Here is a 25,060-nt window from a genome sequence, read left to right on the forward strand (position 1 = left end):
CCCCCTGCTTACACGGGATGCAGCGTGAGGAGGTTCGACCCGAGGAATATCTGGTCGATCCAGAACACTTGATGCAGCAAAACGATCATCCAGAACAAAATCTGGAACGACACCTTGCGTGTCTTGTGCCGGAATATTTGCTGGGCAATCAACGCACCAGGCCAGCCTCCCGCCAGTTCCACGCCATGCAGGATGTTTTCCGGTGTGCGCCAGGTGTTGGTGCGGGCCTTGTGCTTGTCTCGCCAGTACAGGAAAAACGCCAACACGCTGACAACAACATACGCCGTCAACGGCACCCGTGAGATCCCGCGCAGCCACATCGTCAACGAGCCGAATAATGGCAGAGCGCAGACGATCAGCAACACCAGCAGTTTCAGCTTCAGATTCTGAATGCCGCCACTGGAGGGGCGGCGTGCGCGGGAATCACTCATGCCTTGGCGGCCGCCCAGTCAACCCAGCCGAACTGCCAAGTGGCGAGAATCAACAGGCCGAACACGATGCGATACCAAGCGAATGCCGCGTAGCTGTGGTTGGCGATGAATTTGAGCAAGCCGCGCACGGCGATCATGGCGAAGATGAATGCGGTCACAAAACCGATCGCGAACACCGGAAAGTCCGCCGGGACAAACAGGTCACGGTACTTGTAGCCCGAATACACGGCTGCGCCGACCATGGTCGGCATGGCCAGGAAGAATGAGAACTCCGTGGCCGTCTTGCGTGAAAGGCCGAACAGCAGACCGCCTATGATGGTCGAGCCGGAACGGGACGTACCGGGGATCATCGCCAGGCACTGCGCGAAACCGATTTTCAGTGCGTCTTTCCAGGTGATCTCGTCCACCGTCTCGGCATGCACTTCATGTTCGCGGCGCTCGGCCCACAGCATGATGATGCCGCCCACCACCAACGCAGTCGCGACGGTGATCGGGTTGAACAAGTATTCGTGAATCAGATCGGCAAAAATCACCCCGAGCACGACCGCCGGCATAAACGCGATCAACAGGTTGGCGGTGAAACGTCGCGCGCCGGGCTGGGTCGGCAGACCGACCACGACGTCGAAAATCTTGCGACGAAACTCCCACACGACCGCGAGAATCGCGCCGAGCTGGATGATGATGTTGAACGCCATGGCCCGCTCGCCACCAAATCCGAGCAAGTCCGCAACAATGATCTGGTGTCCGGTACTGGAAATGGGCAAAAACTCCGTCAGCCCTTCTACAACTCCTAGAATCAATGCCTGCAAGGCGACCCAAAAATCCATCAATCCCCCAAGAAGCGATGCCTCCAGGCATGCCCCGATAGTTTTTTATATAGCGTTCACTGCGATCAGCGTAGCCAACCATTTGCGCGCACAGCTTCTACACGAAACGATCAAAATTTCGTGAAAAACAACTTGGATTCAGGTTTCCACGCGCGGGGCCGAAATACTAACAGACAAGCTGAAATAGCGCTTCGCGTTGTCAGGCTTGTGCCATCGCGCTTCACCACAGCCCGTGGGGAATGCTGGCGATCGATTATTACAAGTATAAAAATGCGGAGTGACAGCGTTATGAACAGCTTGCGCAGTGTGTCGATCAGCCGACGTTTGTGGCTCATTTTGATTGTGGCGGTGGTCATGTTGCTGACTTTGGGCCTGCTGATGCTCAAGCAGATCCACGGCGACCTTTATCACGCCAAGGCACAGAAAACCCAACACGTGGTGCAAACCGCCAGCGGCCTGCTCACCTATTACCAAGGCCTGGAAGCTGCCGGCACGTTGACCCGCGATGCCGCGCAAAAACAGGCGCTGACGGCGATCCGGGGCCTGCGCTACGACCAGAACGATTATTTCTGGATCAATGACCTGACGCCGGTGATGGTCATGCACCCGACCAATCCGAAGCTTGAAGGCCAGAACCTTTCCGCTATCCGCGATCCGGACGGTTTTGCGGTGTTCAACGAAATGGTCGCCATTGCCAAAGCCAAAGGCGCCGGCATGGTCGATTACCGTTGGCCGAAACCCGGTGCCAGCGAGCCCGTGGCCAAGACTTCTTACGTCAAACTGTTCGAGCCTTGGGGCTGGGTAATCGGCTCTGGTGTTTATGTGGACGACGTGCAAGTGGAGTTCCAGGGCCAAGTGCTCAGGGCGTCGATCGTTGGTCTAGCGATTGCGTTGATCATGGCGCTGCTGGTGATCCTGATCGCCCGCAGCATCGTTCGGCCGCTGCAGGACACCGTCAGCGCCATGGCCAATATCGCCAGCGGCGAAAGCGACCTGACCCGCAGCCTTGATACCCACGGCAAGGATGAAGTCACGCAACTGGCCCATCACTTCAATGCATTTACCGCCAAGCTGCGCCGGGTCATCGGGGATTTGCAGACCTCCGCCAGCGCGTTGGGCGAGTCGTCCAGCGAGCTGGGCAACGATGCCACGCAGGCGCAGGAACGCAGCCAGCAGCAATCGCAGCAGATGCAACTGGTCGCCACAGCAATCAACGAAGTGACCTATGGCGTGCAGGACGTGGCAAAGAACGCCGAGCACGCGGCCAATGAAATGCGCGATGCCGAGGCTCAGGCGCAGCAGGGCCAGATCAACATCGACGGCAGTCTGCAACAGATCGACAAGCTCTCCGGCACCATCGATCAAGCCGTGGAAGTGATCCGCACCCTGGCGGCTGAAAGCACGCAGATCGGCAGTGTGCTGGAGGTGATCCGCTCGATCGCCGAGCAGACCAATCTGCTGGCACTCAATGCTGCGATCGAAGCGGCCCGTGCGGGCGAGCAAGGTCGCGGATTTGCAGTGGTGGCGGACGAAGTACGCCTGCTGGCCCAGCGCACGCAAAAGTCGACGGCAGAGATCCAGTCAATGATCGAGCGCTTGCAGAATCACTCTGAAGCAGCGGTCAAGGTGATCGGTGACAGCAGCAAGGCGTCGCAACTGACCATTGAGCAGGCTGGACTGGCCGGTGCGAGCCTGAATGCGATCGGTCAGGCGCTACGTAATCTCAATGGCCTGAACGCCTCAATTGCCAGTGCCACTTTGCAACAGGCACATGTCGTTGAGGATATTAATCAGAACGTCACCCAGGCGGCCGGTTTGTCCCACAGCACCGCGCTGGCGGCGGAACAATCGAGTGCGGCCAGCGTGCGGTTGAAAGCATTGAGCGAGCAGTTGAATGGCTTGCTTCGCCAGTTCCGCGTCTGACCCGCTGTGCTTCATGCAGGCTGCGATCAATTGATCCCAATTATGAAAATCAAAAGATCACAGCCTTCGGCAACTCCTAAAGGGGGTTGCTGGCGGTCGGGGACTACAGGTAAACGGTTAAACGTCTTCGGCAGCAGGCTCGCTCCCTCCGTTTTTCTGTATACAATCCGCCCCCTCTTTCAATTTCCCAAGGAAACCACATGTCCGGGCTCGAACTGTTTGCCGCCGCCCTCGGCGTCATTGCCGTCTGGCTGACGGTCAAACAGAATCCGTGGTGCTGGCCGATCGGGCTGGTCATGGTGTTGCTTTACAGCTGGATCTTCTTTGAGGTGAAGCTGTATTCGGACATGTTGTTGCAAGTGATCTATGCCGCGCTGCAACTCTACGGCTGGTGGCAATGGACACGCGCCGGGACGATGCATGACGGACGTGAAGTCAGCCGTCTTGATACCCGCTCGATCCTGCTAGGCCTCGCGGTCGGCGCCGTTGGCAGCCTCTTGCTCGGAATGGCCATGGCCCATTGGACCGACGCCGCGCAACCCTGGCTCGATGCAGCGCTCACCGGTTTCAGTCTCGTGGCGCAATTGTGGATGGCACAGAAACGCCTGCAATGTTGGGCGTTGTGGATCGTGGTCGATGTGATCTTCGTCGGTCTCTTCCTCTATAAGGGTCTTTACCTCACCGCGGCGCTCTACGCCCTGTTCACCCTGCTGGCGGTGCAAGGCTGGCGCGAGTGGCGCGCCGATCCGGCGTTACGAACATGAAAGTGGTGGTGCTTACCGGCCCTGAATCCAGCGGTAAAAGCTGGCTCGCGGGCGAGATTCAGCAACGTTTCGGTGGCCTGCGCGTTGATGAATACGTGCGGCTGTTCGTCGAACAGAACGCCCCCGACACTCGCCTGGAAGACATCCCGGAAATCGCCCGTTGCCAGTTGCAATGGGAAGACGCTGCGCGCAAACAGCGGCCGCCGCTACTGATTCTGGACACGCACCTGCTGAGCAATATCCTGTGGAGCCAAACGCTGTTCGGCGATTGCCCATCCTGGCTTGAAACGGAACTGCTCGCCCGTCATTACGATTTGCACTTGCTGCTGTCGCCGGAACAGATTCACTGGACGGATGACGGTCAGCGCTGCCAGCCGCAGCTGAGCGAGCGGCTGGCGTTCTATCAAGCGACCCGTGACTGGCTGCAGCAGCATCGCCAACCCCTTCTAATGATTGAAGGCGATTGGGTGCAACGTCGACATCAGGCATTGCAGGCAGTCGAGCGTCTACTCAGTCAGTGACCCGGATTCAGGGCGTCTGACCCAGCGCTTTCCCCTTATTTGGGTCACAAATGTCCATTTTTGAAACACTTCATCGCGCGCAGAGTGCCCGTCTCAGCCCCCCGCCCCTTTTCGCCCTCCCGATTGTTAAACCGCTGATACACCCAGGCGCAAACGCCTATGCCAGAGCTTCACGAGGCGATCCGGGTGGACTCGGGCGCCTACGTGTTTCAGCGTTGAAACAGCACCCAATACTGGCTCAAGCCAAATTTTAATAACCCACTGAAATAATTGAATTTTTCAAATACGGCACAGCTTTCGCTCTCTCCTTCCCGACGCTGACCTGAAGCCAGCCCACCGAAGAAGGAATTGCCACCGTGGGGAACATCAATAAAGGCCTGACCTGCCTCCTGCTGATCGGATCAGCTGCCGGTGCCCTTCTCAGCATGAACGTCCAGGCCGAAGGCAACGGCGTGATTGTGCTGAATCGTGATGTTCAACCGATTCCTATCGGGCGCAATGGTGGCAAAGACCCGTACCCCACCACCGTCAACGCCAATCCGGCGGCGCGTATCAATCAGGTCATGAACAGCACCGAGCTCAGTGATGGCGATTTTGCCGGCGTCGCCAGTGGCAGCGCCTTTCGCACCATCAACAACGCACAGGCCGGCGCCAATCTGCCAGGCCTCAATACCGTCACCAATCCCAACGGCATGCCCGGCATGCGTGCCGGCCACGGTGGCGGGTCCGGTGGTGCGATTTCCGGCACGATAAATCGCGCCATGAGTTCCGGCCTCGCACCGTTGACCCGCATGGCCGGAGGCCAATGACATGACTCGCTCCCTTCTCCTGCTTGCCCTGATCGGTTGTTCCAGTGCCATGGCCGGCCCAATCGCCGTGGACAACGCCAACATCCAGAATTCGGGCGCCGATTATCGCGGCAATTTCAACGTCAACCAGGCCGCCGGCGATCAGATGCAGCAAACCAACGTCAAGGCGGTTGCCATCGGTACCAACGCCAGTGCCACCACCAGCGTGATCCAGAACATCAACACGCCGGCCGACCGCTCGATCAATGCCAGCGCCAACATCGGTGGCAACTCCTTCAGTAACGGCAACGGAATCCTCGGCGTGAACCAGGGTGCCGGGGCCAATAACCAGATGGCCAACGTGACACGCGTCAGCATCAGTGCTGCACCGCAGAGCGTTGACGACAGCGCCCTTTCGCAACAGAACGTGGCGTTGCTACCGAGCTCAGGAGCAACTGGCACCTCACCCGGCAGTCGCCAAGTCACGACAAGTGACCAGGCCTTCACCGGCAGCCGAGGGGTAATCCAGGTGAACCAGAGTGCCGGGGTGGGGAACCGCATGGCTAACACCCTGAGCATCCGGGTCGCTGACTGACCCAAACACCGCAGTGCAATTAGAAAAGACCAACACTTAACCAACTAATAAGCACGGAGAAACACCATGAAACCTACAATGGCTCTCAAACCACTGGTTTTCGCACTTGCAGCAGTGATGGCAATCGCAGCACAGGCAGGCGGTCGTGATGACGATCGTGGTAATGGGCATGGCAACGGTAACGGTCATGGCAACAACCATGAACCACAAGGCCCGACCCTTGAGCAAATCCTGCAGATCTCGGCGGGCGCTGGCGCCACTGTAATGGACGCGCAGAGCAGCAGTGGCAACGCCGTCCTGAACCAAGGCACCCAAAACGGCGCCGCGATCGACAGCTCGCTCAATGGCTCCAACGGCAACATGGGCGCCAACGCCGCCGCTGGCGACGGCAACCAACAAGACAATGCCGCTGCACTGGCCACCGCTGACGAAAGCTTCATTTTCGGCACCGCAGTTGCCGCCTCAAGCGCTACCCAGGTCAACGGTGGCAACACTGTTGCGAACTATTCCAATACCAATGCCGCGTCGCTCAACAATGCAGGCAACAACGGTTCCGGCAACATTGGCATGAACGTGACATCCGGCAACTTCAACCAGCAGAAAAACAACTTGGCAATCGCGGTATCCGGCGGCCGCGTGGCTCAGGCAGCAGCGTCTGCCAACCAAAGCTCCAGCGGCCTGACGGTGACCAACAACGCCACCGTGGTCAACAAAAAAGAAACCCTGGTGGGCACAGTCAACGCAGCCGGCGCGTTTGTGGCCGCGGGTCAGGCAACCACCGAAAGCAGCCAGGGTGGCGGCTATGGCAACAACCGTGGTGGCAACCATGGCGGCGGCAACGGCAGCAGCACTTCCGATTTCGTCGCGGTCGGCGTATTCGGTCTGTCGGGCGTTACCACCCAACAACAGCTGACTCCAGACGGCTGGAAAAACCCTGTAACCAACACTGCAACCATGACCAACTCGATGAACGGTTTCTCCGGCAACGGTGGAGCAAACGTGTCATCGGGCGTGGGCAACCAGCAAAGCAACTCGCTGTCCATCGCCGCAGGCTGCAGGGCCTGCCTGTAATCGCGATCGAAACGAAAGCCCCGGCAACGGGGCTTTTCCTCAGTCCGCAAAGGCGTATCGATCATGCGTACGACAGCCCTTTTCGCTCTGCTTTGTCTGTCCGGCCTGACGCAGGCTGCTCAGATTCCAGTCGCTGCCCTGCCGGGTGGCACATTGGTCTACAAGGACGTGCAAAGCGTGCGTGAGCGCAAGTTTGCCGACATCGTCGAACAAAAAACCGATTTCAGTTGCGGCGCCGCCGCGCTGGCGACGGTACTGCGCCAAGCCTATTGGCTCGACGTCGATGAGGAGCACATCATCAAAGGCATGCTGGTCCACGCTGACCAGGACCTTGTTCGTACTCAAGGTTTCTCCATGCTCGACATGAAGCGCTACGTGGAAAGCATCGGCATGCGTGCCAGGGGTTACAAGATTCCGCCGGAGAGGCTCGACGCAGTCACGATTCCGGTGGTGGTACTGATGGAAATTCGCGGCTACAAGCATTTCGTGGTGCTGCAGCGTTCAGACAAGAATTGGGTTTACATAGGAGACCCGGTTTTAGGCCACAAACGCTACACCCATGATGACTTTGTCAAAGGTTGGAACGGCATAGTTTTCGCCATCGTCGGTCCCGGATACGACAAGACCAATGCATTGCGCAGTCCTCCGACACCGCTCACGGCCAAAAACAAGCTCGATAACTTCAACCCTGTCAAAGATGCTGAATTGATGGACTTCGGGTTCATACAGAGCGACTTCTTTTAAGCGCCGACCATAAAAATTGGGACTGGATGTTCCGGGAGCATCAGATGAAAACCTCATACTGGCTGGCCGCCGCTTGTCTGGCAGCGAGCGCGTCGGGTTATGCCAATGCAGGATTCAAACCTATCGAAATCAAGGATCAGGAGCTTGCAGAGCTTCGCGGTCGTTATGTCATGCCCGGACGGATTATCAGCTTCGGCATCGTCATGAGCAGTACCTGGCGCAACGCCAGTGGCGACTTGATCGGTGCAGCGACCTCGATGCAGCTTCAGGCAGCCTCGGTCAAACCCGAATTCTATGTACAAACGATCAAGGAACATGGCAATGGCAGCACCCCTCAATTGGGAACAGGCACTGTCATTGGTGGCGCAGGACTCAACGCCAGTAACGGAGTGACGCAAAGTGTCCGGGCGGCCGGCGATGGCAACACGGCCTACAACAACGTCGCCATCAACGTAAAAGAAGCCAGTCAGGCGCCGGCACTTACTCCCTCCCAAGGTCAGGCGTTAATCGCCGGGCAGACCATCGGCGGCAGCAATGCGGCTGGTAGCGTAGCGGTATCAGCGAGTAACGGCGGCATACAAATGGCCATTCAGGCGTCCGGTAATCAAGGCACTGCCTTGCAACAAGTCGCCCAGGGTGGACTGCTGCAAAACACCCGCCTGCTGGGTAGCGCAAACGTGGTTAACAACATGACTCAACTCAATGTCGTACTGAACAATAACGGCATGAGCGCTGGCGCACTGGACTGCAACCTGAGCCAACTCAGGGCCCTACGCAATATCGGATATTGAACTACGCTGAGTCTCGATCATTGGGCTTAAAGGGACGGCTTACTCATGTATCGATTAGTATCACTGCGAGCCGCAGTGTGTTTGAGCACTCTTCTTCCTGCCGCCATGCTGCAAGCAGCACCCAACGCGGATGTAGAGGCCCTTAAACAGGAACTTCTGGAACTGAAACAACGATACGAAGTACAACAAAAAGCCCTGGCGGTACTCGAACAACGCGTTCGCCAGGTAGAGGAGCAGCCCGCCGCCCCACCCCCTAAACGGCTGGCCAAATCGCCGTCAGACATGAAAGGTAATTCAGTTGCCGGCGGCACCGGCGCTGCTGCGGCATCGGGCGGTGCCGCCGGCGGCACTGGCGGAAGCGGTTACGGGCAATCGCTGGCCGATGACTCACAACCGGCACAGAGTGTTTCCAACCTGTATGACGAAGCCAGCGGATTCTTTGGTGGCGGCAAGTTCAGCTTCGAAACAGGCGTCACTTACTCGCGGTATGACACCCGGCAACTGATCCTCAACGGGTTCCTTGCACTCGACTCGATTTTTCTTGGCAACATCAACCTGGATCGGATCAAGGCCGACACCTGGACACTTGACCTCACCGGCCGCTACAACTTCGACAATCGCTGGCAGTTCGATTTGAATGTGCCGGTGGTGTACCGCGAGTCGACCTATCAGTCGGGCGGCGGCAATGAGGGCGCGGCGGGGGTCACCACCGAAGAAACCGTCACCAAGGATCCAACGATCGGCGACGTCAATTTCGGCATTGCCTACAAGTTCCTTGATGAATCGGTGAACACCCCGGACGCCGTGGTGACCTTGCGCGTCAAGGCACCGACCGGCAAGGATCCGTTCGGTATCAAATTGCGCCAGACCGACGCCAACTCCAATCTGTTCGTGCCTGACACCCTGCCCACCGGCAATGGCGTCTGGTCGATCACGCCGGGAATCTCGCTGGTCAAGACGTTCGATCCTGCGGTGCTGTTCGGCAGTCTGTCCTACACCCATAACCTCGAGGAATCGTTTGACGATGTCAGTTCGACGGTCAACCAGAAGGTGCCAGGCAAAGTGAAGATTGGCGACAGCTTCCAGATTGGCGCGGGTATCGCGTTCGCATTGAACGAGAAAATGAGTATGTCGTTCTCGGTGTCCGATCTCGTACAACGTCGCAGCAAGATCAAACAGGATGGCGGGGATTGGGAATCGGTAATATCGAGCGACGCCAACGCCGGTTACTTCAACGTCGGCATGACCATCGCGGCCAGCGACAACCTGACCATCGTGCCTAACCTGTCCATCGGCATGACGGACGACGCGCCGGACTTTTCCTTTAGTTTGAAATTCCCGTACTACTTCTGACCTTCCCCCGTTTCGGCGGGGGTAGATGTTTGAAATCAAAAGATCGAAGCCTTCGACAGCTCTTACAGGGAAACGTGAATCCCCGTGTAGGAACTGCCGCAGGCTGCGATCTTTTGATCTTCGCTTCAGCGAATCTGATGCTTGTGCAGCAACCGATAGAACGTCGGCCGGGAAACGCCGAGCACTTTGGCAGCAACGCTCAGGTTATCGCTGTGCCGATTCAACACATCGCACAAGGCCTGGCGTTCGGCGCGGGTTTTATAGTCTTCAAGGGTACCCATCGGCGTTGCCACCGAATGCTGACTCATCAAGCCAAGGTCGCGCGCCTCAATCTGCCGCCCTTCGGCCAGCACCAGACCGCGTCGTACGCGATTGGCCAGTTCGCGGACGTTACCCGGCCAATCATGTTTACCCATGGCGATCAGCGCATCTTCACTGAAGCTGCGCGGTCGCCGGCCAGTCTCATGGCTATAGAAGTGGGAAAAATGGTTGGCCAGCATCGACAGATCGCCGTGACGCTCGCGTAAAGGCGCGGTGACCACTTGCAGGACATTGAGCCGGTAATAGAGGTCTTCGCGAAATTTCTTTTTCTCGATGGCTTCCTCCAGGTCGACGTGAGTCGCTGCCAACACCCTGACATCCACCGGAATCGGCTGACTGCCGCCCACCCGCTCGATGTGTTTTTCCTGCAGAAAACGCAACAGGTTGGCCTGCAACTCCAAGGGCAGATCGCCGATTTCGTCGAGGAATAACGTGCCGCCGTTGGCTGCCTCGATGCGCCCGACCTTGCGCTGGTGAGCGCCGGTGAACGCGCCTTTTTCGTGACCGAAGAGCTCTGACTGGATCAAATGCTCCGGGATCGCGCCGCAATTGATGGCGACAAAGGGTTTGCTGTGACGTTGGGACTGTCGATGCAGCGTGCGCGCCACCAGTTCCTTCCCGGTGCCGCTCTCGCCACGAATCAATACTGGTGATTCGGTGGGCGCCAGTTTGCTGAGCAATTTTCGCAGCTCGCGAATCGGCTTACTGTCACCCAGCAACTCGTGTTCTGGCTGATTGACATGAATCGTGCCCTGCCCGCGCAGTCGCGCCATGCCGAAGGCGCGGCCGAGGGTGACCTGCACCCGCGAGACATCGAACGGCAAGGTGTGGAAATCGAAGAACCATTCGCACACAAAGTCACCAACATTCTGCAACCGCAACACTTCCTGGTTAAGCACCGCAATCCATTCGGCGCCGCTGCGGCTGATCAGTTCCTTGACCGCTTCCGGACGTTCCAGATGAAAAGGCTGCAAGCGCAACAGGCCGACATCGCAATTGCGGTCGGCGGCACTGTCCAGGGAGCAACTGTCGACATCCCATCCAACCGACCTTAATGCCGGCAGTAATCGGTGACAGTCGTCACAGGGATCAACCACTAATAAACGTCTTAAGGCAGGCGCTTCGCTCATGACTGTTCCTTGGCGCCAAATTTAAGGAAATAGTTTACAAAACAGTCATTTGGCAGACCTGGCTGTAACATTAGCAAGAATTTGACAGTGGCTTGTATCGATTGCTTATAGCGCCACAACCTATTCGGTTATAAGCGGATGCTTTATTAGTCAGCTATCGAATTTAGTTCTTTCGTTAAGCTTTCAAAATTCCCGTACTTGAAAGAAAGTTGAAATTTCTTTCGCTGGTTTGTGACCTGTCATGGGGTTGCGCGCATCAGTACAAGTAACCCCGCCGTACGGTCAGCCCAACCGACGGCAAATCATTTGAATGGGCACTATAGAGAGAAGACCCCATGACCGCCCCGCTCCGTATCAACGAAGCTCTTTTGATTGCAGACCGCGCGTTCAAACCCTTCCAGTGCGTGGCCTGGGCCCCTCAGGACGGCAATGGCGAACTCAGCCTGGCCGTTATTGACCGCACCAATACCCGCATCGGCAGCAAACAGATTCCAAGCAGCGCCTACACCGACCCGGCGCAACTTGAACTGCTCTTGCAACAAGCCCGCGCCGAACTCAGCGAAGAAGGCTATGCGCTTCAATCCTGGTCGATGCCGCATTAATTTGAGAACACCGCGTATGCCAACAGGTCATACGCGGTGTTTTTTCGTTAGTTGCTCACGCACACCCCGTTTCTGAACTTTTCTGCAACTTTGCGGCAGCGGATATCAACCGATTGCTTGGCAGGCTTGCAACTGGTTCAAAAAGTCAGTGTTCTGGCACAGTGCGACCCTCCATCTGATAGTTCTGGCAGTTGAACTTCGTCTTGCACAAGGGTTGAATGTTTCGCTCATGCAACGACCGCCCGGTTCCCGGTTCGCGGCCGACTTGCAAGGAGAAGCATGCATGTCCAGCCCAATCGCTCTTGCGCTGCCGGCCGACCTGAACAACGCCGGGCAACTTGATGGCGCCTTTGCCGCCATGGGCGTCGCTCAGGTGTATTTCGCCGGCAGCGTGGCGAGCCTGACTCAGGGCATCGCCCTGGATGAACAAGGTCGGGTGTTGGTGGCCGCCAAGGTGACGATGGCCACAGGTCATTGCTTCGGTCTGGCGCGACTGCTCGACGACGGCTCAGCCGATCTAAGCTTCGGTCGCCAGGGCAGCGTCATCGGCCAATTCGCCCCGGGCTTCGAGGCCATGGCCAGCAAAGTGTTGACGCTGCCTGACGGCCGCATTCTGCTGGCCGGCCTGCATTATGAAAATGCCCACCGCACCTTGCCCGCACTGGCCCTCTTCGATGCGTTCGGTCGGCCCGATCCAGCCTTCGGCGACAACGGCCGGCAAGTCGTGCGTTTGCCCGGCGACTTGTCGATGGGGGTGCGCGACGCGTGGCTACCGCCAGGCGTTCCAGGCGCTGAGGCCTGCGATATTGCCGTGCAGGCCGACGGTCACGTTCTGCTGATCGCCAATCATCACTTCGAGCTGGCCGATCATGCCGGGATGCTGATTCGTCTCACACCCGACGGCCAACTGGATCCGTCGTTCAATGGCCGCGGCTTTGTCATGATCCGTCACCTGCTGCTCAACACTTGGCTGAGTAGCCTGCTGTTGCAAGAAGACGGGCGGATTCTGGTCGGCGGCTCCATCGACTTTCCTCAGGAAGGTTTGCTCGCACGTTACCTGCCTGACGGCCGATTGGATGATCGCTTTGCCGTGGACGGCTTCATGGCGTTCAGGGCTGACGGTCACAGCGCACAGGTCAGCCAGATCGTTCAATCCGCCGAGCGCCTGCACTGCTTTGGCAGTAGCCGCGAACCCATCCGCTGCCTGACGCTTACGCTGCACAGCAACGGCCGCCCTGATATCCACTGCGGCGGCGGATTGCCTCAGCAGTTGGGTATCGGTCACACCGGTTGCCAATGGACTGCCGCCCAAAGTCTCCCGGATGGACGAATCATCGCAACGGGCGCGACCATCGGCGGCGTTGAGGCGGACTTCATCCTGGCCTGCTACCAACCTGATGGCCGACTCGATGAGACGTTTGGCAGCGGCAACGGTTGGGTGCGCACCCGTCTGGGACGCAGCCTGGATACCGCGACGTCGCTTGCGATTCAACACAATGGGCGGATTCTGGTGGGTGGTTATTCGCTAGACGGAAACTACCGTGCGGTTGTGGCGCGATATCTGAATCAATAAAGAGAAACGTCCCACACTTGATCTTCCGCAGCGCTTACGGCAATTTGCGCGCTTCTAAATAAAAGGAGCAGCCAATGTCCGGCTCAATGGCCCACGCGTTCGCGCACAATTTTCTCGGGCACTCGCCGCGCTGGTACAAAGCGACCATCATCGGATTTCTGGTGCTCAACGCGTTGACGATCTGGACGCTCGGCCCGGTCGCTGCCAGCTGGATGTTGGTGATCGAGTTCATCTTCACGTTGGCGATGGCGCTCAAGTGTTACCCGTTGATGCCCGGCGGCTTGCTGTTGATCGAAGCACTGCTGCTGAATATGACCACGCCCCAGGCGCTCTACGATGAGCTGGTGCACAACTTCCCGGTCATCCTGCTGCTGATGTTCATGGTGGCCGGCATCTATTTCATGAAAGACCTGCTGCTGTTTCTGTTTTCACGCCTGTTGCTTGGCGTGCGTTCTAAAGCGCTGCTGGCTTTGATGTTCTGCTTTCTGTCGGCATTTCTCTCGGCCTTCCTCGATGCACTGACCGTGACGGCGGTCATTATCAGCGCTGCCGTCGGCTTTTATTCGGTTTATCACCGAGTCGCTTCCGGCAAGGATCCGCGCAAAGACAGTGAGTTCGGCGACGACCGCCAGCTAAAAGCACTGCACCATGACGACCTCGAACAATTCCGCGCTTTCTTGCGCAGCCTCTTGATGCACGGCGCCGTGGGCACCGCACTAGGCGGCGTGGCTACCTTGGTGGGCGAGCCGCAAAACCTGTTGATCGGCCACGAGATGGGTTGGCACTTTGCCGAATTCTTTCTGAAAGTCGCGCCGGTGTCCCTGCCGGTGTTGGCGGCAGGCCTGGTGACCTGTGTGCTGCTGGAGAAACTGCGCTGGTTCGGTTACGGCACATTGCTGCCGGATAATGTCCGCGCCGTGCTAGCCAATTACGCCGCCGAAGACAACGCCGAACGCACGGATCGTCAACGTGCGGCACTGTTAGTACAAGGCGTCGCTGCGCTGATTTTGATTGCCGGGCTGGCGCTTCATGTTGCCGAAGTCGGCCTGATCGGCTTGATGGTGATCGTGCTGATCACTGCATTCACCGGGATTACCGACGAGCATCGTGTGGGCAATGCCTTTAAAGATGCCATGCCGTTCACTGCGTTGCTGGTGGTGTTCTTCGCCGTGGTGGCAGTGATTCACGACCAACACTTGTTCGTGCCGCTGATCCAGTGGGTATTGGCGCTGCCGGCCGATCAACAGCCGGGCATGCTGTTCATTGCCAACGGGTTGCTCTCGGCGATCAGTGACAACGTGTTTGTCGCGACCATTTACATCACCGAAGTGAAACAGGCGTTTCTTTCCGGCGACATGAGCCGCGAACACTTCGAAACGCTGGCCATCGCGATCAACACCGGCACCAACCTGCCAAGCGTCGCCACGCCGAACGGTCAGGCCGCATTTCTATTCCTGCTGACGTCGGCAATCGCGCCGCTGATTCGCCTGTCGTACGGACGAATGGTGTGGATGGCGTTGCCGTACACCGTGGTGATGGGCTTGCTGGGCTGGTATGCCGTGAGTTACTGGCTGTAACCCGATAACCCGGTGGCAGCCCCTACAGGAGGATGTATTTTTCGATCGCGTCGGCCACGCCGTCTTCGGTGTTTGGGCCGGTGACGACATCCGCCTGGCGCTTGACCGCGTCTTCTGCCTGGCCCATGGCAATCGACAATCCGGCGCAGTGGAACATGGCTGGATCGTTGCCACCATCACCCATTGCAGCCGTCTGCTCCAGCGGTATGCCGAGGTATTCGGCCAGTCGGGTCAATGCCGCGCCTTTGTTGGCTTCCACCGCCGTGACATCCAGATAAACCGGCTGGGAACGCGAGACCTGTGCCAGGCCGTTGACCTTCGGCAGCAGGCGCGCTTCCAGTTCGATCAACAACTGCGTGTTGTTGCTGGTGGCCACGATTTTGTCGATCCGTTCCAGATAGGGCTCATAACTCTCCACTACGACGGGCGGATAACCGAGACCATGCTGTTCGCGCGGCACCATCGGACCGTTCGCGTCCTTCACCAGCCAGTCGCCGCCACTGAACACCCAGACCTCGATGCCCGGCTGGTCGGCAAACAGCGCCAACGCCGTCAGCGCCGCTTCGACTGGCAGATAATGGGCAACCAGAAGACTGCCATCAGGATTGACGATGGTGCCGCCATTGAACGCAGCGGTCGGCAAATCGACACCCAGGGCTTCGATCTGTTGCAGCATGGCTCTGGGCGGACGCCCGGTCGCCAGGCTGAACAGAACGCCGGCCTCGCGCAATGCACGAACCGCAGCAATGGTGCGCTGACTGAGGCTGTGATCGGGCAGCAACAACGTGCCATCCATGTCGCTCAACAGAAAACGAATCGGTTGTTTGCGCAAATCACTCATCCCAAACCGTGCCAGACGCGGCCATCGCGAGTCAGCAGTTCATCGGCAGCCGGCGGGCCATCTTCGCCCGCCGCGTAGCTTTGCACTGTCGCGTCTTCCTGCCAGGCGTCGAGGAACGGTTGCACGGCACGCCAGCCGTTCTCGATGTTGTCGGCGCGCTGGAACAGCGTCTGATCGCCAGTCAGGCAGTCGTAGATCAAGGTTTCATACCCGGTGGACGGCTGCATTTCGAAGAAATCCTTGTAGGCGAAACCCAGCTCGATATTGGCCATGTTCAGCGCCGGCCCGGGCCGCTTGGCAAGCAGGTCGAACCACATGCCTTCGTTGGGCTGGATCTGGATGCGCAGATAGGTCGGCTGCAACTCATCGACTTCGGTGTCGCGGAACTGCGCGTACGGCGCCGGTTTGAAGCAGATGACGATCTCGGTGTCGCGCACGCTCATGCGCTTGCCGGTACGCAGGTAGAACGGCACGCCGACCCAGCGCCAGTTGTCGATCATCACTTTCAGTGCCACATAGGTTTCCGTGGTGCTGTCGGGCGATACGTTGGCTTCATCGCGGTAACCGGCCAATGGCTTACCGCCGACTTCGCCAGGACTGTATTGGCCGCGAACCGAATTGGCCCGGGCCTCTTCGGTCGTCCAAGGGCGGATCGCACCGACCACTTTGGCCTTCTCGCCACGGACGGCATCGGCGCCGAACGCGGCCGGCGGTTCCATCGCGACCATCGCCAGCAATTGGAACAGGTGATTGGGCACCATGTCCCGCAAGGCGCCGGTGTGTTCGTAAAAGCTGCCACGGGTTTCGACGCCGACGGTTTCGGCGGCGGTAATCTGCACGTGGTCGATGTAATGGTTGTTCCAGAACGCTTCGAACAGGCTGTTGGAGAACCGGCTGACGAGAATGTTCTGCACGGTTTCCTTGCCCAGATAGTGATCGATCCGGTAGATCTGCTTTTCCGTCATCACTTTGAGCAAGCACGCGTTCAAGGCTTCGGCGGTGTGCAGATCGGAGCCGAAGGGTTTCTCGATCACCACCCTTCTGAACGCGTCCGGGGTCTCTTCCAGCAAACCGGCACTGCCGAGACGGCGCACGACTTCACTGAAAAAACGTGGCGCGGTGGCCAGGTAGAACACCGCATTGCCGGTGCCGCTGTCAGCGATTTTCGCCGCCAGCGCGGAATAAGTGCTGCCGTCCAGAAAGTCGCCCTGAACGTAGCTGATGCCTTTGGCGAGCTTGGCCCACAGGGCTGGATCAAGCATCTGATCGCCCTTGCCGACCTTCGCCGCCACTTCGGTACGAATGAAGTCTTCAAGCTTGAGCGCGAAGGCCTCATCGGCAATGGCGTTGTGGTCAACGCCGATGATCCGCAGGCCATCGTCCAACAGGCCATCGCGACTCAGGTTGTAAAGCGCTGGCATAAGCAAGCGCTTGACCAGGTCACCGTGAGCGCCGAACAGAAACAGCGTGGTCGGTGGTGCGGGTTCTGCCTTGGATTTCCTGCGGATCGTACGGGTCATTTTTTCGGGATCTCCACGTGGCCGCCGAAGCCGAAGCGCTGGGCCGACAGTATCTTGTCGCCAAACGTGCCCTGGCCGCGCGAGCGGTAACGCGAGAACAGCGAGTTCGACAGCACCGGCACTGGCACGGCTTGTTCCATGGCGGCTTCGATGGTCCATTGACCTTCGCCGCTGTCCGCTACGGATCCGGAGAACCCGTCGAGCTTCGGGTCGCTGGCCAGCGCGTCGGCGGTCAGGTCGAGCAACCACGACGACACCACGCTGCCGCGACGCCAGACCTCGGCAATGTCCGCCACGTTCAGATCGAAACGCTGATCTTCCGGCAGACGCTCGCTGGACTTGGTCTTGAGGATGTCGAAGCCTTCGGCGAAGGCCGCCATCATGCCGTATTCGATACCGTTGTGAATCATCTTCACAAAATGCCCGGCACCGGCGGGACCGGCGTGGATGTACCCGTGCTCGGCACGGTGGTCCTCGGACTTGCGATCCTTGGTACGCGGGATATCGCCCATGCCTGGCGCAAGCGCGGCGAACAGAGGATCAAGACGCGTGACGGTCTCGGCATCGCCGCCGATCATCATGCAGTAGCCGCGCTCCAGACCCCAGACGCCGCCGGACGTACCGACGTCGATATAGTGCAGCCCTTTCTCGGCCAGGGTCTTTGCCCGGCGAATATCATCCTTATAGTTGGTGTTGCCGCCATCAATGATGGTGTCACCGGCCTCAAGCAGATTGCTCAGGGTTTCAATGGTCTCTTCGGTCGGCGCGCCGGCCGGCAGCATCACCCAGACAGCGCGAGGCTTGGCCAGGCCGGCAACCAGTGCAGGCAGATCGGCGACGCCCGTGGAGCCCTCGGCGGCCAGGGTGTCGACAAAAGCGGTATTGCGGTCGTAAACAACGGTCGTGTGCCCGTTGAGCATCAGGCGCCGCGCAATATTGCCGCCCATGCGGCCCAGTCCAATAATCCCGAGTTGCATGTGCTGATGCTCCTTACTACAAATAAAGGTGTGTCAAAAGGTTATAGCCCACGCGACTAATGGAGGTTAGTCCGAAGCGGGGGGATGAAGTTTCCGGGCATTGTGCCCGATCCAGACTGATAACGTCTGCAATCGTGGCGAAGACACACCGACCATGAAAAATAAAAAAGTTCCATTCCCAGGCAAAAGAAATCAAAATTGGCGCCGATAGTAAGTCGTCGGCCCAGATCGGGGGCGACTTACAGTTGAGTCAGCCATTTGCGAGGTGAGCAATGGGCACAGTACACACAGCAATGCCTGCACAAACCCTCTACGTCACGATCCGTCGTGATGAATTGCGCCAGTTGAAAGACGAGCGCGACCAACTGAAGCAGGAACTGGCGCAATTGCGCCTGCTGACCCAAGGTGCGCAACCCAAGCCCTTGCCGGTCGTTCAGCGTTCTCCGCACGCCTGATCCCCGCCAGTCTCGGGAACAGCCTGACTGTTCCCGTCAAGTTTTGCTTCTCTGCCCTTTCGGCAACTCACGAAGTTTTCACACTGGTTTTCTGATAATCCGGCCCGATTCTGGCCGCGCGATCTCCGTGCGGCCTCCGTTCGTCGGTTTTCATGGATGCTCCGGCGATAGTGTGATGACTTGCTGGAGCGCCGAATGGCAGTGTTCAAACGCAGCAAAACGACTGCGACAGGTTTCGACTGGGCCGGACTTCTCTGGCTCTTTGTATTTTTCTGGTACTTCTCCGGAATTACCCAACTGCTGATTCAACTCACCGGCACCTCCGGTTTTACCGGGTTCCGCCAGGCGTTCGTCATGAGCGCGATCTGGCTGGCGCCGATGTTGCTGTTTCCGAAACAAACCCGCGTGCTCGCCGCCGTGATCGGCGTGGTGCTGTGGGCCTGCTCGATGGCCAGCCTCGGCTATTTCTTCATCTATCAGCAGGAGTTTTCCCAGAGCGTCATCTTCATCATGTTCGAATCGAATGTGTCTGAAGCCGGCGAATACATGACCCAGTACTTTGCCTGGTGGATGGTGCCGGCGTTCCTCGCCCACACCGCGTTCGCCTGGTTTCTGTGGACTCGTCTGCGCCCGGTGTATTTGCCCCGTGGCAAGGCATTCGTGGCGGCCACTGCCATCGTGGTGGCGGTCGCAGGCTATCCGCTGATCAAACAGACTATGCGCACCGGCAGCTTCGCCGGTGGTTTCGAAAAATTCGAAACCCGCATCGAACCCGCCGTGCCGTGGCAGATGGCCGTGGCGTATCACCGCTATCTCGACACCCTGGCGGACATGCAAGGCATGTTGCACAACGCGAGCAAAATCCCGCCGTTGAAAAACCTTCAGGACGCCGGCGCGCAACAACCTTCGACACTGGTGCTGGTCATCGGCGAGTCCACCAACCGTCAGCGCATGAGCCTTTACGGCTATCCACGCAAGACCACGCCGGAGCTGGACAAGCTCAAGGATCAACTGGCGGTTTTCGATAACGTCATCACCCCACGCCCGTACACCATCGAAGCGTTGCAACAGGTGCTGACCTTCGCCGACGAGGACAATCCGGATCTGTACCTGAGCACGCCTTCGCTGGTCAGCATGATGAAACAGGCCGGTTATAAAACCTTCTGGATCACCAATCAGCAGACGATGACCAAGCGCAACACCATGCTCACGACCTTCTCCGAGCAGGCCGACGAACAGGTGTATTTGAACAACAACCGCAACCAGAACGCCGCCCAATATGACGGCGATGTCATTGAGCCTTTCAAAAAAGCCCTGACCGATGCAGCACCGCGCAAGTTGATCGTGGTGCATTTGCTCGGCACACACATGAGCTACCAGTACCGTTATCCGCAGAGCTTCGACAAGTTCAAGGATCGCACCGGCGTTCCGGCCGGCGTGCGTGACGATCAGGTGCCGACCTACAACAGCTATGACAACGCGGTGCTGTACAACGATTTCGTGGTCTCAAGCCTGATCAAGGACTACGCCAAATCCGATCCGAACGGCTTTCTGCTGTACCTTTCCGACCATGGCGAGGACGTGTTCGACTCCGTGGGTCACGGCACCTTGGGCCGTAACGAGAACAAGCCGACCGCACCGATGTACACCATTCCGTTCATGGCCTGGGCTTCGCCGAAATGGCGGGAGAACCACGACTGGAATTTTGCGGGCGATCTTGATCGGCCTTACAGCAGTTCGCAGTTGATCCACACCTGGGCGGATCTGGCGGGTCTGAGTTCCGACGAACTCGACCGCAGCAAAAGTCTCGTCAGCGACAGCTTCAAGCCGCGTCCGCTGATGATCGGCAACCCGTACGAACGCCAGCAGCGTGCATTGATCGATTTCAGCCTGATGAAGCCGACAAAGCCTGGAACGCCCACGACCGCCAAGGTCGTGTTGAAGTAATAAAAAGGGGCCTTGGATAGGCCCCTTTTTCGCACGCGTCAGAGTCGATCGCACTGATAGCCCTGCTCCCACACGTTTTGCAATATGTCGGAAAAGTCCCGCTTAACCGCGCGTTAATTCACCAAGAAGACAGTGTTCCTGAAGCCGAATTCATGGAGGAAAGGCCCGACATTCCGTTTCAGGAGGCACCATGAAAACCACGACGGCTATTTTCGCCACGATGCTCACCGTTGGTTCGGCCAGCGTGTTTGCCGAAGGCGGCGCCGAGCGCATGCATTATCACTGGGACAACTTTCCCGTAGAAACCGTCCGAGCCCAGCATCAGGCTGAGGCCAACAGTAAAGAAATCTACGTTCCAGGCGACCAGACCGCTCAGGTAACCGAGTCTTATCGCCGCTGAGTACCTATGGACCTTCGATCGCTGCGCTCTGGTGTCGGAGAAAATCATTGGGCGTCCTGATGGGCGCCTTTTTTTATGCCTGAAGATCCTTGATCCGGAACAGCCTGCGGCCATGCTCCGGATCGAACATGCCCGGTGCGAAGCCGAATTTTTATTGACAAACCCCGCCGCGCTAGGCGGGTGTCGGCAGAGCGAGCGCTGGATCGGCGACAGCCGCAACAGCAAAGACAATCGCGCTGCCATTCAATGCCCCCAGATCAGTTCTTCCGTCCAGCCCAGTTCGGCAAAATCTTCTGCGCGCAACCGGTTTTCCCCGGCGCAGAAAAACTCGTCCAGTTGCGGCGGTTTCACTGACGTGCCGCTGAGCATGGCATGCACCTGGCCACGATGATGGATCTGGTGCTCGAACAAATGGGACAGCATGCGCAGCCGGCTGTCGTGTTGCGGGACTTTGCGGGCAATCGTCACCGGCCGTGCAAGTTCATCGTCGCGCAGTTGCTCGCAATAGGCGATCAGCCGGCGATCGACGTGAGCTTGCTCGTCACGCAGTTGGACGGCATTAGTGAAGGGTTCGTCAGTGCTGAAAAACACGTAGCAATCAGGGTGCGGCTCATCACCGCGCAGTTCGCGTTCCAGCGCATCGACGTAGAACCAGTCGCAGGTGAGGATGTGGTTGAGCGTCAGGCGCAGCCCCGGAAAAAAACTGACCCGCGGCGCGGTCAGTTCCTCCGCGCTCAACTGTGTCCAGGCCTTGGCCAGCCGGTGGTTGGCCCAGGCGTTCTGGTACGCCATGGTCAGCAGATGATGGGATAACGGCTGGGACAATCTTTCGCCCTCCTTGATTCAGGCCTCGGCAAAGCGTTGCAGCTGCATCTCCTGCAAGCGACTGAGGGTGCGGCGGAACGGAAATTCCAGATAACCCTCGGTGTACAACGCATCCATCGGTACGTGTGCCTCGATAAAGAGCGGCACTTTGCGGTCGTAGCACTCATCCACCAAGGCGATAAACCTGCGCACGCCGTCGTCGTGCACCGACAGTTGCGGCAGCTCTCGGTCGCCCGCCACCACCCGTTCGGCGCCGTCTTCGGTGCCTCGGGCGATGCGCCCTTCACGTTTTTTGGCGCTGAGGTTTGGTACGTCACTTAACAGAATAGACCGGTAGGTGTCGCACAGTGCGATGAAGTCCATGGCGGCGAACGGTTGCTCGCAGAGATCGGTATAACGGCACCACAACACTGATTGACTGGCCTTCACCACATTCAAATGGCGATGGCCGACTTGCACAGGTTCGGCACTGGCGGTTTCGCCGGTGGTCATCGCCTCAAAGATCGCTGCCAGCGCAGTGCCCTGCCCCGGTTCGCTGACCCAATAGCGTTGCTCGATGATGCCCGGATGCAGGCGATGATCTTCCGCGCCGTTCACCGGCACCACTTGCATGTGCGCCTTGATCGCGGTGATCGCCGGCGTGAAGCGGTCGCGGTTGAAGCCGTCGGCGTAAAGCTGATCCGGCGGCAGGTTGGAGGTGCAGACCACTACCACGCCTTCGTCGAACATCACCTGAAACAAACGGCCGAGGATGATCGCGTCACCGATGTCGTTGACGAACAGTTCATCGAAACACAGCACCCGCACTTCAGCCGCCAGTTCCCGGGCCAGGGCCTTGAGCGGATCGGCAATCCCGGTCAACTGGAACGAGCGCTGGTGAACCCAGCCCATGAAGTGATGGAAATGCTGCCGCCGCGCCGGCACGCGCAGGCTCTGATAGAACTGATCCATCAGCCAGGTCTTGCCACGCCCGACCGGGCCCCACAGGTATACGCCGATAATCGGGCGAGCACCGGCATGCAGCGCTTCGTGGCATTTTTGCAGCGCCCAGGCGGCGTGCTCCTGCGCTTCATCCTGGATGAAGCCCTTGTGTTCAATGGCATGTTGCCAAGCGCTGAGCGGAGAGTCGAAAGTCATGCGCGGCAGTATGCCATGACGTTTGGGCGCTGCGGCACGCTGCGATCTTTAGATCTGGTGAGTCGTCGGCGACGGGTGTGACCGAACAAACGCCGTCGCTGGCAAGCCAGCCCACAGGGTTATGGGCTGGTACCGGTTTATTGCGTTCACTGAAGAGCCTCTGTGGGAGCTGGCTTGCCAGCGAAAGCGTCAACTGAGGCGACATCAATGTTGAATGTGCCGGCCTCATCGCGAGCAAGCTCGCTCCCACAGGGATTTGGGTCAAACCGGAAATCGCGACCCTCCCACAGTGATTTTGGGTGCAGTCCAATGGTTGCCGTAAAACCTGACCTTTCAGGCAGTTATTGCTCATTGCGATCACCGCCCGCTTACGGCATTCTGCGCCTCCATTTTCTGGCCCGGCCGCGCTTTGCGGCACGCAAATCATCATGACTGCCCCTGAAAAAGCCCCGCGCAACAGCGACTTGATTTACGGTCTCAACGACCGCCCGCACTTCACCGCCACGGTTTTTGCCGCCCTGCAACACGTACTGGCCAGCTTCGTCGGCATCATCACGCCGACCTTGATCATGGGCGGTGCCCTTGGCCTGCAAAGCGAAGTGCCCTACCTGATCAGCATGGCGCTGTTTGTTTCGGGGCTGGGCACATTTGTGCAGGCGCGGCGCTTCGGCCCGATTGGCTCCGGTTTGCTGTGCCTGCAAGGCACCAGTTTTTCCTTTATCAGCGTGATACTCAGCGCCGGGTTCATGGTCAAGGCCCGGGGTGGCGGCACGGACGAGATCCTTTCGACGATTTTCGGCGTGTGCTTCTTCGCCGCGTTCATTGAAGTCGCGCTGAGCCAGTTCATCGGCAAGCTGCGGATGCTGATCACCCCGGTGGTCACCGGCACCATCATCACGCTGATGGGGTTGTCGCTGATCAAGGTCGCCATGACCGACATCGCCGGCGGCTTCGGCGCTGCTGATCTGGGCGCTGCCAGCCACATACTGCTGGCGGCGCTGGTGCTCGGCACGATTGTGGTGTTGAACCGCGTGGACGTGCCGTTTCTACGGCTGGGCGCAATTGTTATCGGCCTGACCCTCGGCTATTTCGTCGCCTGGATGATGGGCCAGGTGGATTTCGCCAGCCTGCCCGAGGTGCCGCTGGTCAGCGTGCCAGTGCCCTTCAAATATGGATTCAATTTCGATTGGGTGGCGTTCGTGCCGGTTGCGGTGATTTTCCTGGTATCGCCGCTGGAGGCTGCCGGCGACCTCACGGCCAACTCGATGATTTCCCGCGAGCCGGTCAAAGGTCCGTTGTACATCCGTCGAATCAAATCCGGCCTGCTCGCCGACGGACTCAATTCGGCCATGGCCGCCGTGTTCAACAGCATGCCGATGGTGACCTTCGCGCAGAACAACGGTGTAATTCAGCTCACCGGCGTGGCCAGCCGTTATGTGGCGTTTTTCATTGCCGGTTTGCTGGTATTGCTGGGCCTGTTTCCGATGATCGGCGCCGTTCTGCAATTGATGCCAAAACCGGTGCTCGGCGGTGCCGAACTGGTGATGTTCGGCACCGTCGCCGTGGCCGGCATCAAGATTCTCGCCGAGGCCGGGCTGCATCGGCGCAACATGCTGATCGTGGCGATTTCCCTCGGCATCGGCCTCGGCGTTGCAGCGGTGCCGGAAGTCTTGCGTGGACTGCCTCAGGCGTTGCGCAACATTTTCGAGTCGCCAATCACCGTCGGCGCGTTGTGCGCTATCGTGCTGAATATCTTTCTGCCGGAAGAGTTCATTGAGCTGGAAGAAGATGACTTCGACCCGGAAGCATCGATTCTGCAAGTGATGGAAAACCCGGAAGTTGCCGCCAAGGCTGAACCCGCCGTTGCGGCAGCGGTCGCACAGTTGAACCGCTGAAGCAGCCTCCCGGCAAAAAAAGGGGCTGAACCGATAGCGGCTCAGCCCTTTT

The 25,060-nt window shown here is 58.6% G+C and carries 24 protein-coding genes; 16 read left to right on the forward strand and 8 right to left on the reverse strand.

The window, feature by feature from the left end:
* Nucleotides 1-8: 8 nt before the first annotated feature.
* Both GIW69_RS20250 and GIW69_RS20255 read right to left on the reverse strand, forming a co-directional pair.
* On the reverse strand, nt 9-431 hold the full coding sequence (locus GIW69_RS20250; RefSeq protein WP_236484557.1) for a DUF1294 domain-containing protein: 423 nt from the start codon (nt 429-431) through the stop codon (nt 9-11).
* Nucleotides 428-1,258, reverse strand: coding sequence for an undecaprenyl-diphosphate phosphatase (locus GIW69_RS20255; RefSeq protein ID WP_236484558.1), 831 nt, complete (start codon nt 1,256-1,258; stop codon nt 428-430). The genes GIW69_RS20250 and GIW69_RS20255 overlap by 4 nt, the downstream gene beginning before the upstream one ends.
* A 288-nt stretch (nt 1,259-1,546) precedes the next feature.
* On the opposite strand from GIW69_RS20255, the gene GIW69_RS20260 reads away from it, so the two are divergent.
* The 9 genes from GIW69_RS20260 to fapF all read left to right on the forward strand — a co-directional run bounded on the left by GIW69_RS20260 (nt 1,547) and on the right by fapF (nt 9,808).
* Nucleotides 1,547-3,181, forward strand: coding sequence for a methyl-accepting chemotaxis protein (locus tag GIW69_RS20260; RefSeq protein ID WP_236484559.1), 1,635 nt, complete (start codon nt 1,547-1,549; stop codon nt 3,179-3,181).
* Between the two features lie 200 nt (nt 3,182-3,381).
* Entirely contained in the window at nt 3,382-3,945 is a 564-nt protein-coding gene (gene pnuC / locus GIW69_RS20265; RefSeq protein ID WP_236484560.1) for a nicotinamide riboside transporter PnuC, read from the forward strand.
* Nucleotides 3,942-4,466, forward strand: coding sequence for an AAA family ATPase (locus GIW69_RS20270; protein ID WP_236484561.1), 525 nt, complete (start codon nt 3,942-3,944; stop codon nt 4,464-4,466). The genes pnuC and GIW69_RS20270 overlap by 4 nt, the downstream gene beginning before the upstream one ends.
* Nucleotides 4,467-4,822: 356 nt before the next feature.
* Entirely contained in the window at nt 4,823-5,275 is a 453-nt protein-coding gene (gene fapA, locus GIW69_RS20275) for a functional amyloid chaperone FapA (RefSeq protein ID WP_236484562.1), read from the forward strand.
* A gap of 1 nt (nt 5,276) precedes the next feature.
* Nucleotides 5,277-5,849 (forward strand): fibril amyloid subunit FapB, encoded by a 573-nt coding sequence (gene fapB / locus GIW69_RS20280; RefSeq protein ID WP_236484563.1) that lies wholly within the window; start codon nt 5,277-5,279, stop codon nt 5,847-5,849.
* 66 nt (nt 5,850-5,915) lie between these two features.
* The gene (fapC, locus tag GIW69_RS20285) at nt 5,916-6,920 is read left to right on the forward strand and encodes an amyloid-like fimbrin subunit FapC (protein WP_236484564.1); all 1,005 of its coding nucleotides are present in this window, start codon (nt 5,916-5,918) and stop codon (nt 6,918-6,920) included.
* A gap of 63 nt (nt 6,921-6,983) precedes the next feature.
* Nucleotides 6,984-7,664 (forward strand): fibril amyloid maturation endopeptidase FapD, encoded by a 681-nt coding sequence (fapD, locus tag GIW69_RS20290; RefSeq protein ID WP_236484565.1) that lies wholly within the window; start codon nt 6,984-6,986, stop codon nt 7,662-7,664.
* Between the two features lie 44 nt (nt 7,665-7,708).
* The gene (fapE, locus tag GIW69_RS20295) at nt 7,709-8,455 is read left to right on the forward strand and encodes a fibril amyloid subunit FapE (protein ID WP_236484566.1); all 747 of its coding nucleotides are present in this window, start codon (nt 7,709-7,711) and stop codon (nt 8,453-8,455) included.
* A gap of 45 nt (nt 8,456-8,500) precedes the next feature.
* Nucleotides 8,501-9,808, forward strand: a complete 1,308-nt coding sequence (gene fapF / locus GIW69_RS20300; protein ID WP_236484567.1) for a fibril amyloid transporter FapF — start codon at nt 8,501-8,503, stop codon at nt 9,806-9,808.
* 125 nt (nt 9,809-9,933) lie between these two features.
* Here fapF and GIW69_RS20305 read toward each other — a convergent pair whose 3' ends face one another.
* On the reverse strand, nt 9,934-11,259 hold the full coding sequence (locus GIW69_RS20305; protein ID WP_236484568.1) for a sigma-54-dependent transcriptional regulator: 1,326 nt from the start codon (nt 11,257-11,259) through the stop codon (nt 9,934-9,936).
* 335 nt (nt 11,260-11,594) lie between these two features.
* Here GIW69_RS20305 and GIW69_RS20310 point away from each other — a divergent pair, with 335 nt between their 5' ends.
* The 3 genes from GIW69_RS20310 (at nt 11,595) to nhaB (ending at nt 15,011) form a co-directional block, all read left to right on the forward strand.
* Entirely contained in the window at nt 11,595-11,861 is a 267-nt protein-coding gene (locus GIW69_RS20310) for a hypothetical protein (RefSeq protein ID WP_236484569.1), read from the forward strand.
* Between the two features lie 283 nt (nt 11,862-12,144).
* Nucleotides 12,145-13,434 carry an NHL repeat-containing protein gene (locus GIW69_RS20315; RefSeq protein WP_236484570.1) on the forward strand — a complete coding sequence of 430 codons (1,290 nt, stop codon included), beginning with the start codon at nt 12,145-12,147 and terminating at the stop codon, nt 13,432-13,434.
* A 74-nt stretch (nt 13,435-13,508) separates the two neighbouring features.
* The gene (nhaB, locus tag GIW69_RS20320) at nt 13,509-15,011 is read left to right on the forward strand and encodes a sodium/proton antiporter NhaB (protein WP_236484571.1); all 1,503 of its coding nucleotides are present in this window, start codon (nt 13,509-13,511) and stop codon (nt 15,009-15,011) included.
* Between the two features lie 22 nt (nt 15,012-15,033).
* On the opposite strand, the gene GIW69_RS20325 is transcribed toward nhaB, so the two are convergent.
* From GIW69_RS20325 to gnd, 3 genes are read right to left on the reverse strand one after another with little or no spacing between them, the layout of a single operon-like run.
* Nucleotides 15,034-15,852: an HAD family hydrolase gene (locus GIW69_RS20325; protein WP_236484572.1), complete on the reverse strand. Its 819-nt coding sequence runs from the start codon at nt 15,850-15,852 to the stop codon at nt 15,034-15,036.
* Complete coding sequence (gene zwf, locus GIW69_RS20330) at nt 15,849-17,372, reverse strand: glucose-6-phosphate dehydrogenase (RefSeq protein WP_236484573.1); 1,524 nt, start codon at nt 17,370-17,372, stop codon at nt 15,849-15,851. The genes GIW69_RS20325 and zwf overlap by 4 nt, the downstream gene beginning before the upstream one ends.
* Nucleotides 17,369-18,349: a phosphogluconate dehydrogenase (NAD(+)-dependent, decarboxylating) gene (gene gnd, locus GIW69_RS20335; RefSeq protein ID WP_236484574.1), complete on the reverse strand. Its 981-nt coding sequence runs from the start codon at nt 18,347-18,349 to the stop codon at nt 17,369-17,371. The genes zwf and gnd overlap by 4 nt, the downstream gene beginning before the upstream one ends.
* A 272-nt stretch (nt 18,350-18,621) precedes the next feature.
* Between gnd and GIW69_RS20340 the strand changes: the two genes are divergently transcribed.
* The 3 genes from GIW69_RS20340 (at nt 18,622) to GIW69_RS20350 (ending at nt 21,151) form a co-directional block, all read left to right on the forward strand.
* Nucleotides 18,622-18,804: a DUF6026 family protein gene (locus GIW69_RS20340; RefSeq protein ID WP_236484575.1), complete on the forward strand. Its 183-nt coding sequence runs from the start codon at nt 18,622-18,624 to the stop codon at nt 18,802-18,804.
* Nucleotides 18,805-18,999: 195 nt separating this feature from the next.
* Nucleotides 19,000-20,751 (forward strand): phosphoethanolamine transferase CptA, encoded by a 1,752-nt coding sequence (locus tag GIW69_RS20345; RefSeq protein WP_236484576.1) that lies wholly within the window; start codon nt 19,000-19,002, stop codon nt 20,749-20,751.
* Nucleotides 20,752-20,941: 190 nt separating this feature from the next.
* A complete protein-coding gene (locus GIW69_RS20350; protein WP_236484577.1) occupies nt 20,942-21,151 on the forward strand; it encodes a hypothetical protein in 210 nt (69 codons plus the stop codon).
* A 243-nt stretch (nt 21,152-21,394) separates the two neighbouring features.
* Here the strand turns inward: GIW69_RS20350 and GIW69_RS20355 are convergent, their stop codons facing one another.
* Nucleotides 21,395-21,976, reverse strand: a complete 582-nt coding sequence (locus GIW69_RS20355) for a DinB family protein (RefSeq protein WP_236484578.1) — start codon at nt 21,974-21,976, stop codon at nt 21,395-21,397.
* An 18-nt stretch (nt 21,977-21,994) separates the two neighbouring features.
* Complete coding sequence (gene zapE, locus GIW69_RS20360; protein ID WP_236484579.1) at nt 21,995-23,113, reverse strand: cell division protein ZapE; 1,119 nt, start codon at nt 23,111-23,113, stop codon at nt 21,995-21,997.
* Nucleotides 23,114-23,541: 428 nt separating this feature from the next.
* Between zapE and GIW69_RS20365 the strand changes: the two genes are divergently transcribed.
* Complete coding sequence (locus GIW69_RS20365; protein WP_236484580.1) at nt 23,542-25,008, forward strand: nucleobase:cation symporter-2 family protein; 1,467 nt, start codon at nt 23,542-23,544, stop codon at nt 25,006-25,008.
* The last annotated feature ends 52 nt before the right edge of the window (nt 25,009-25,060 follow it).

This window comes from Pseudomonas syringae (assembly GCF_021605415.1).
GTDB lineage: Bacteria > Pseudomonadota > Gammaproteobacteria > Pseudomonadales > Pseudomonadaceae > Aquipseudomonas > Aquipseudomonas syringae_S.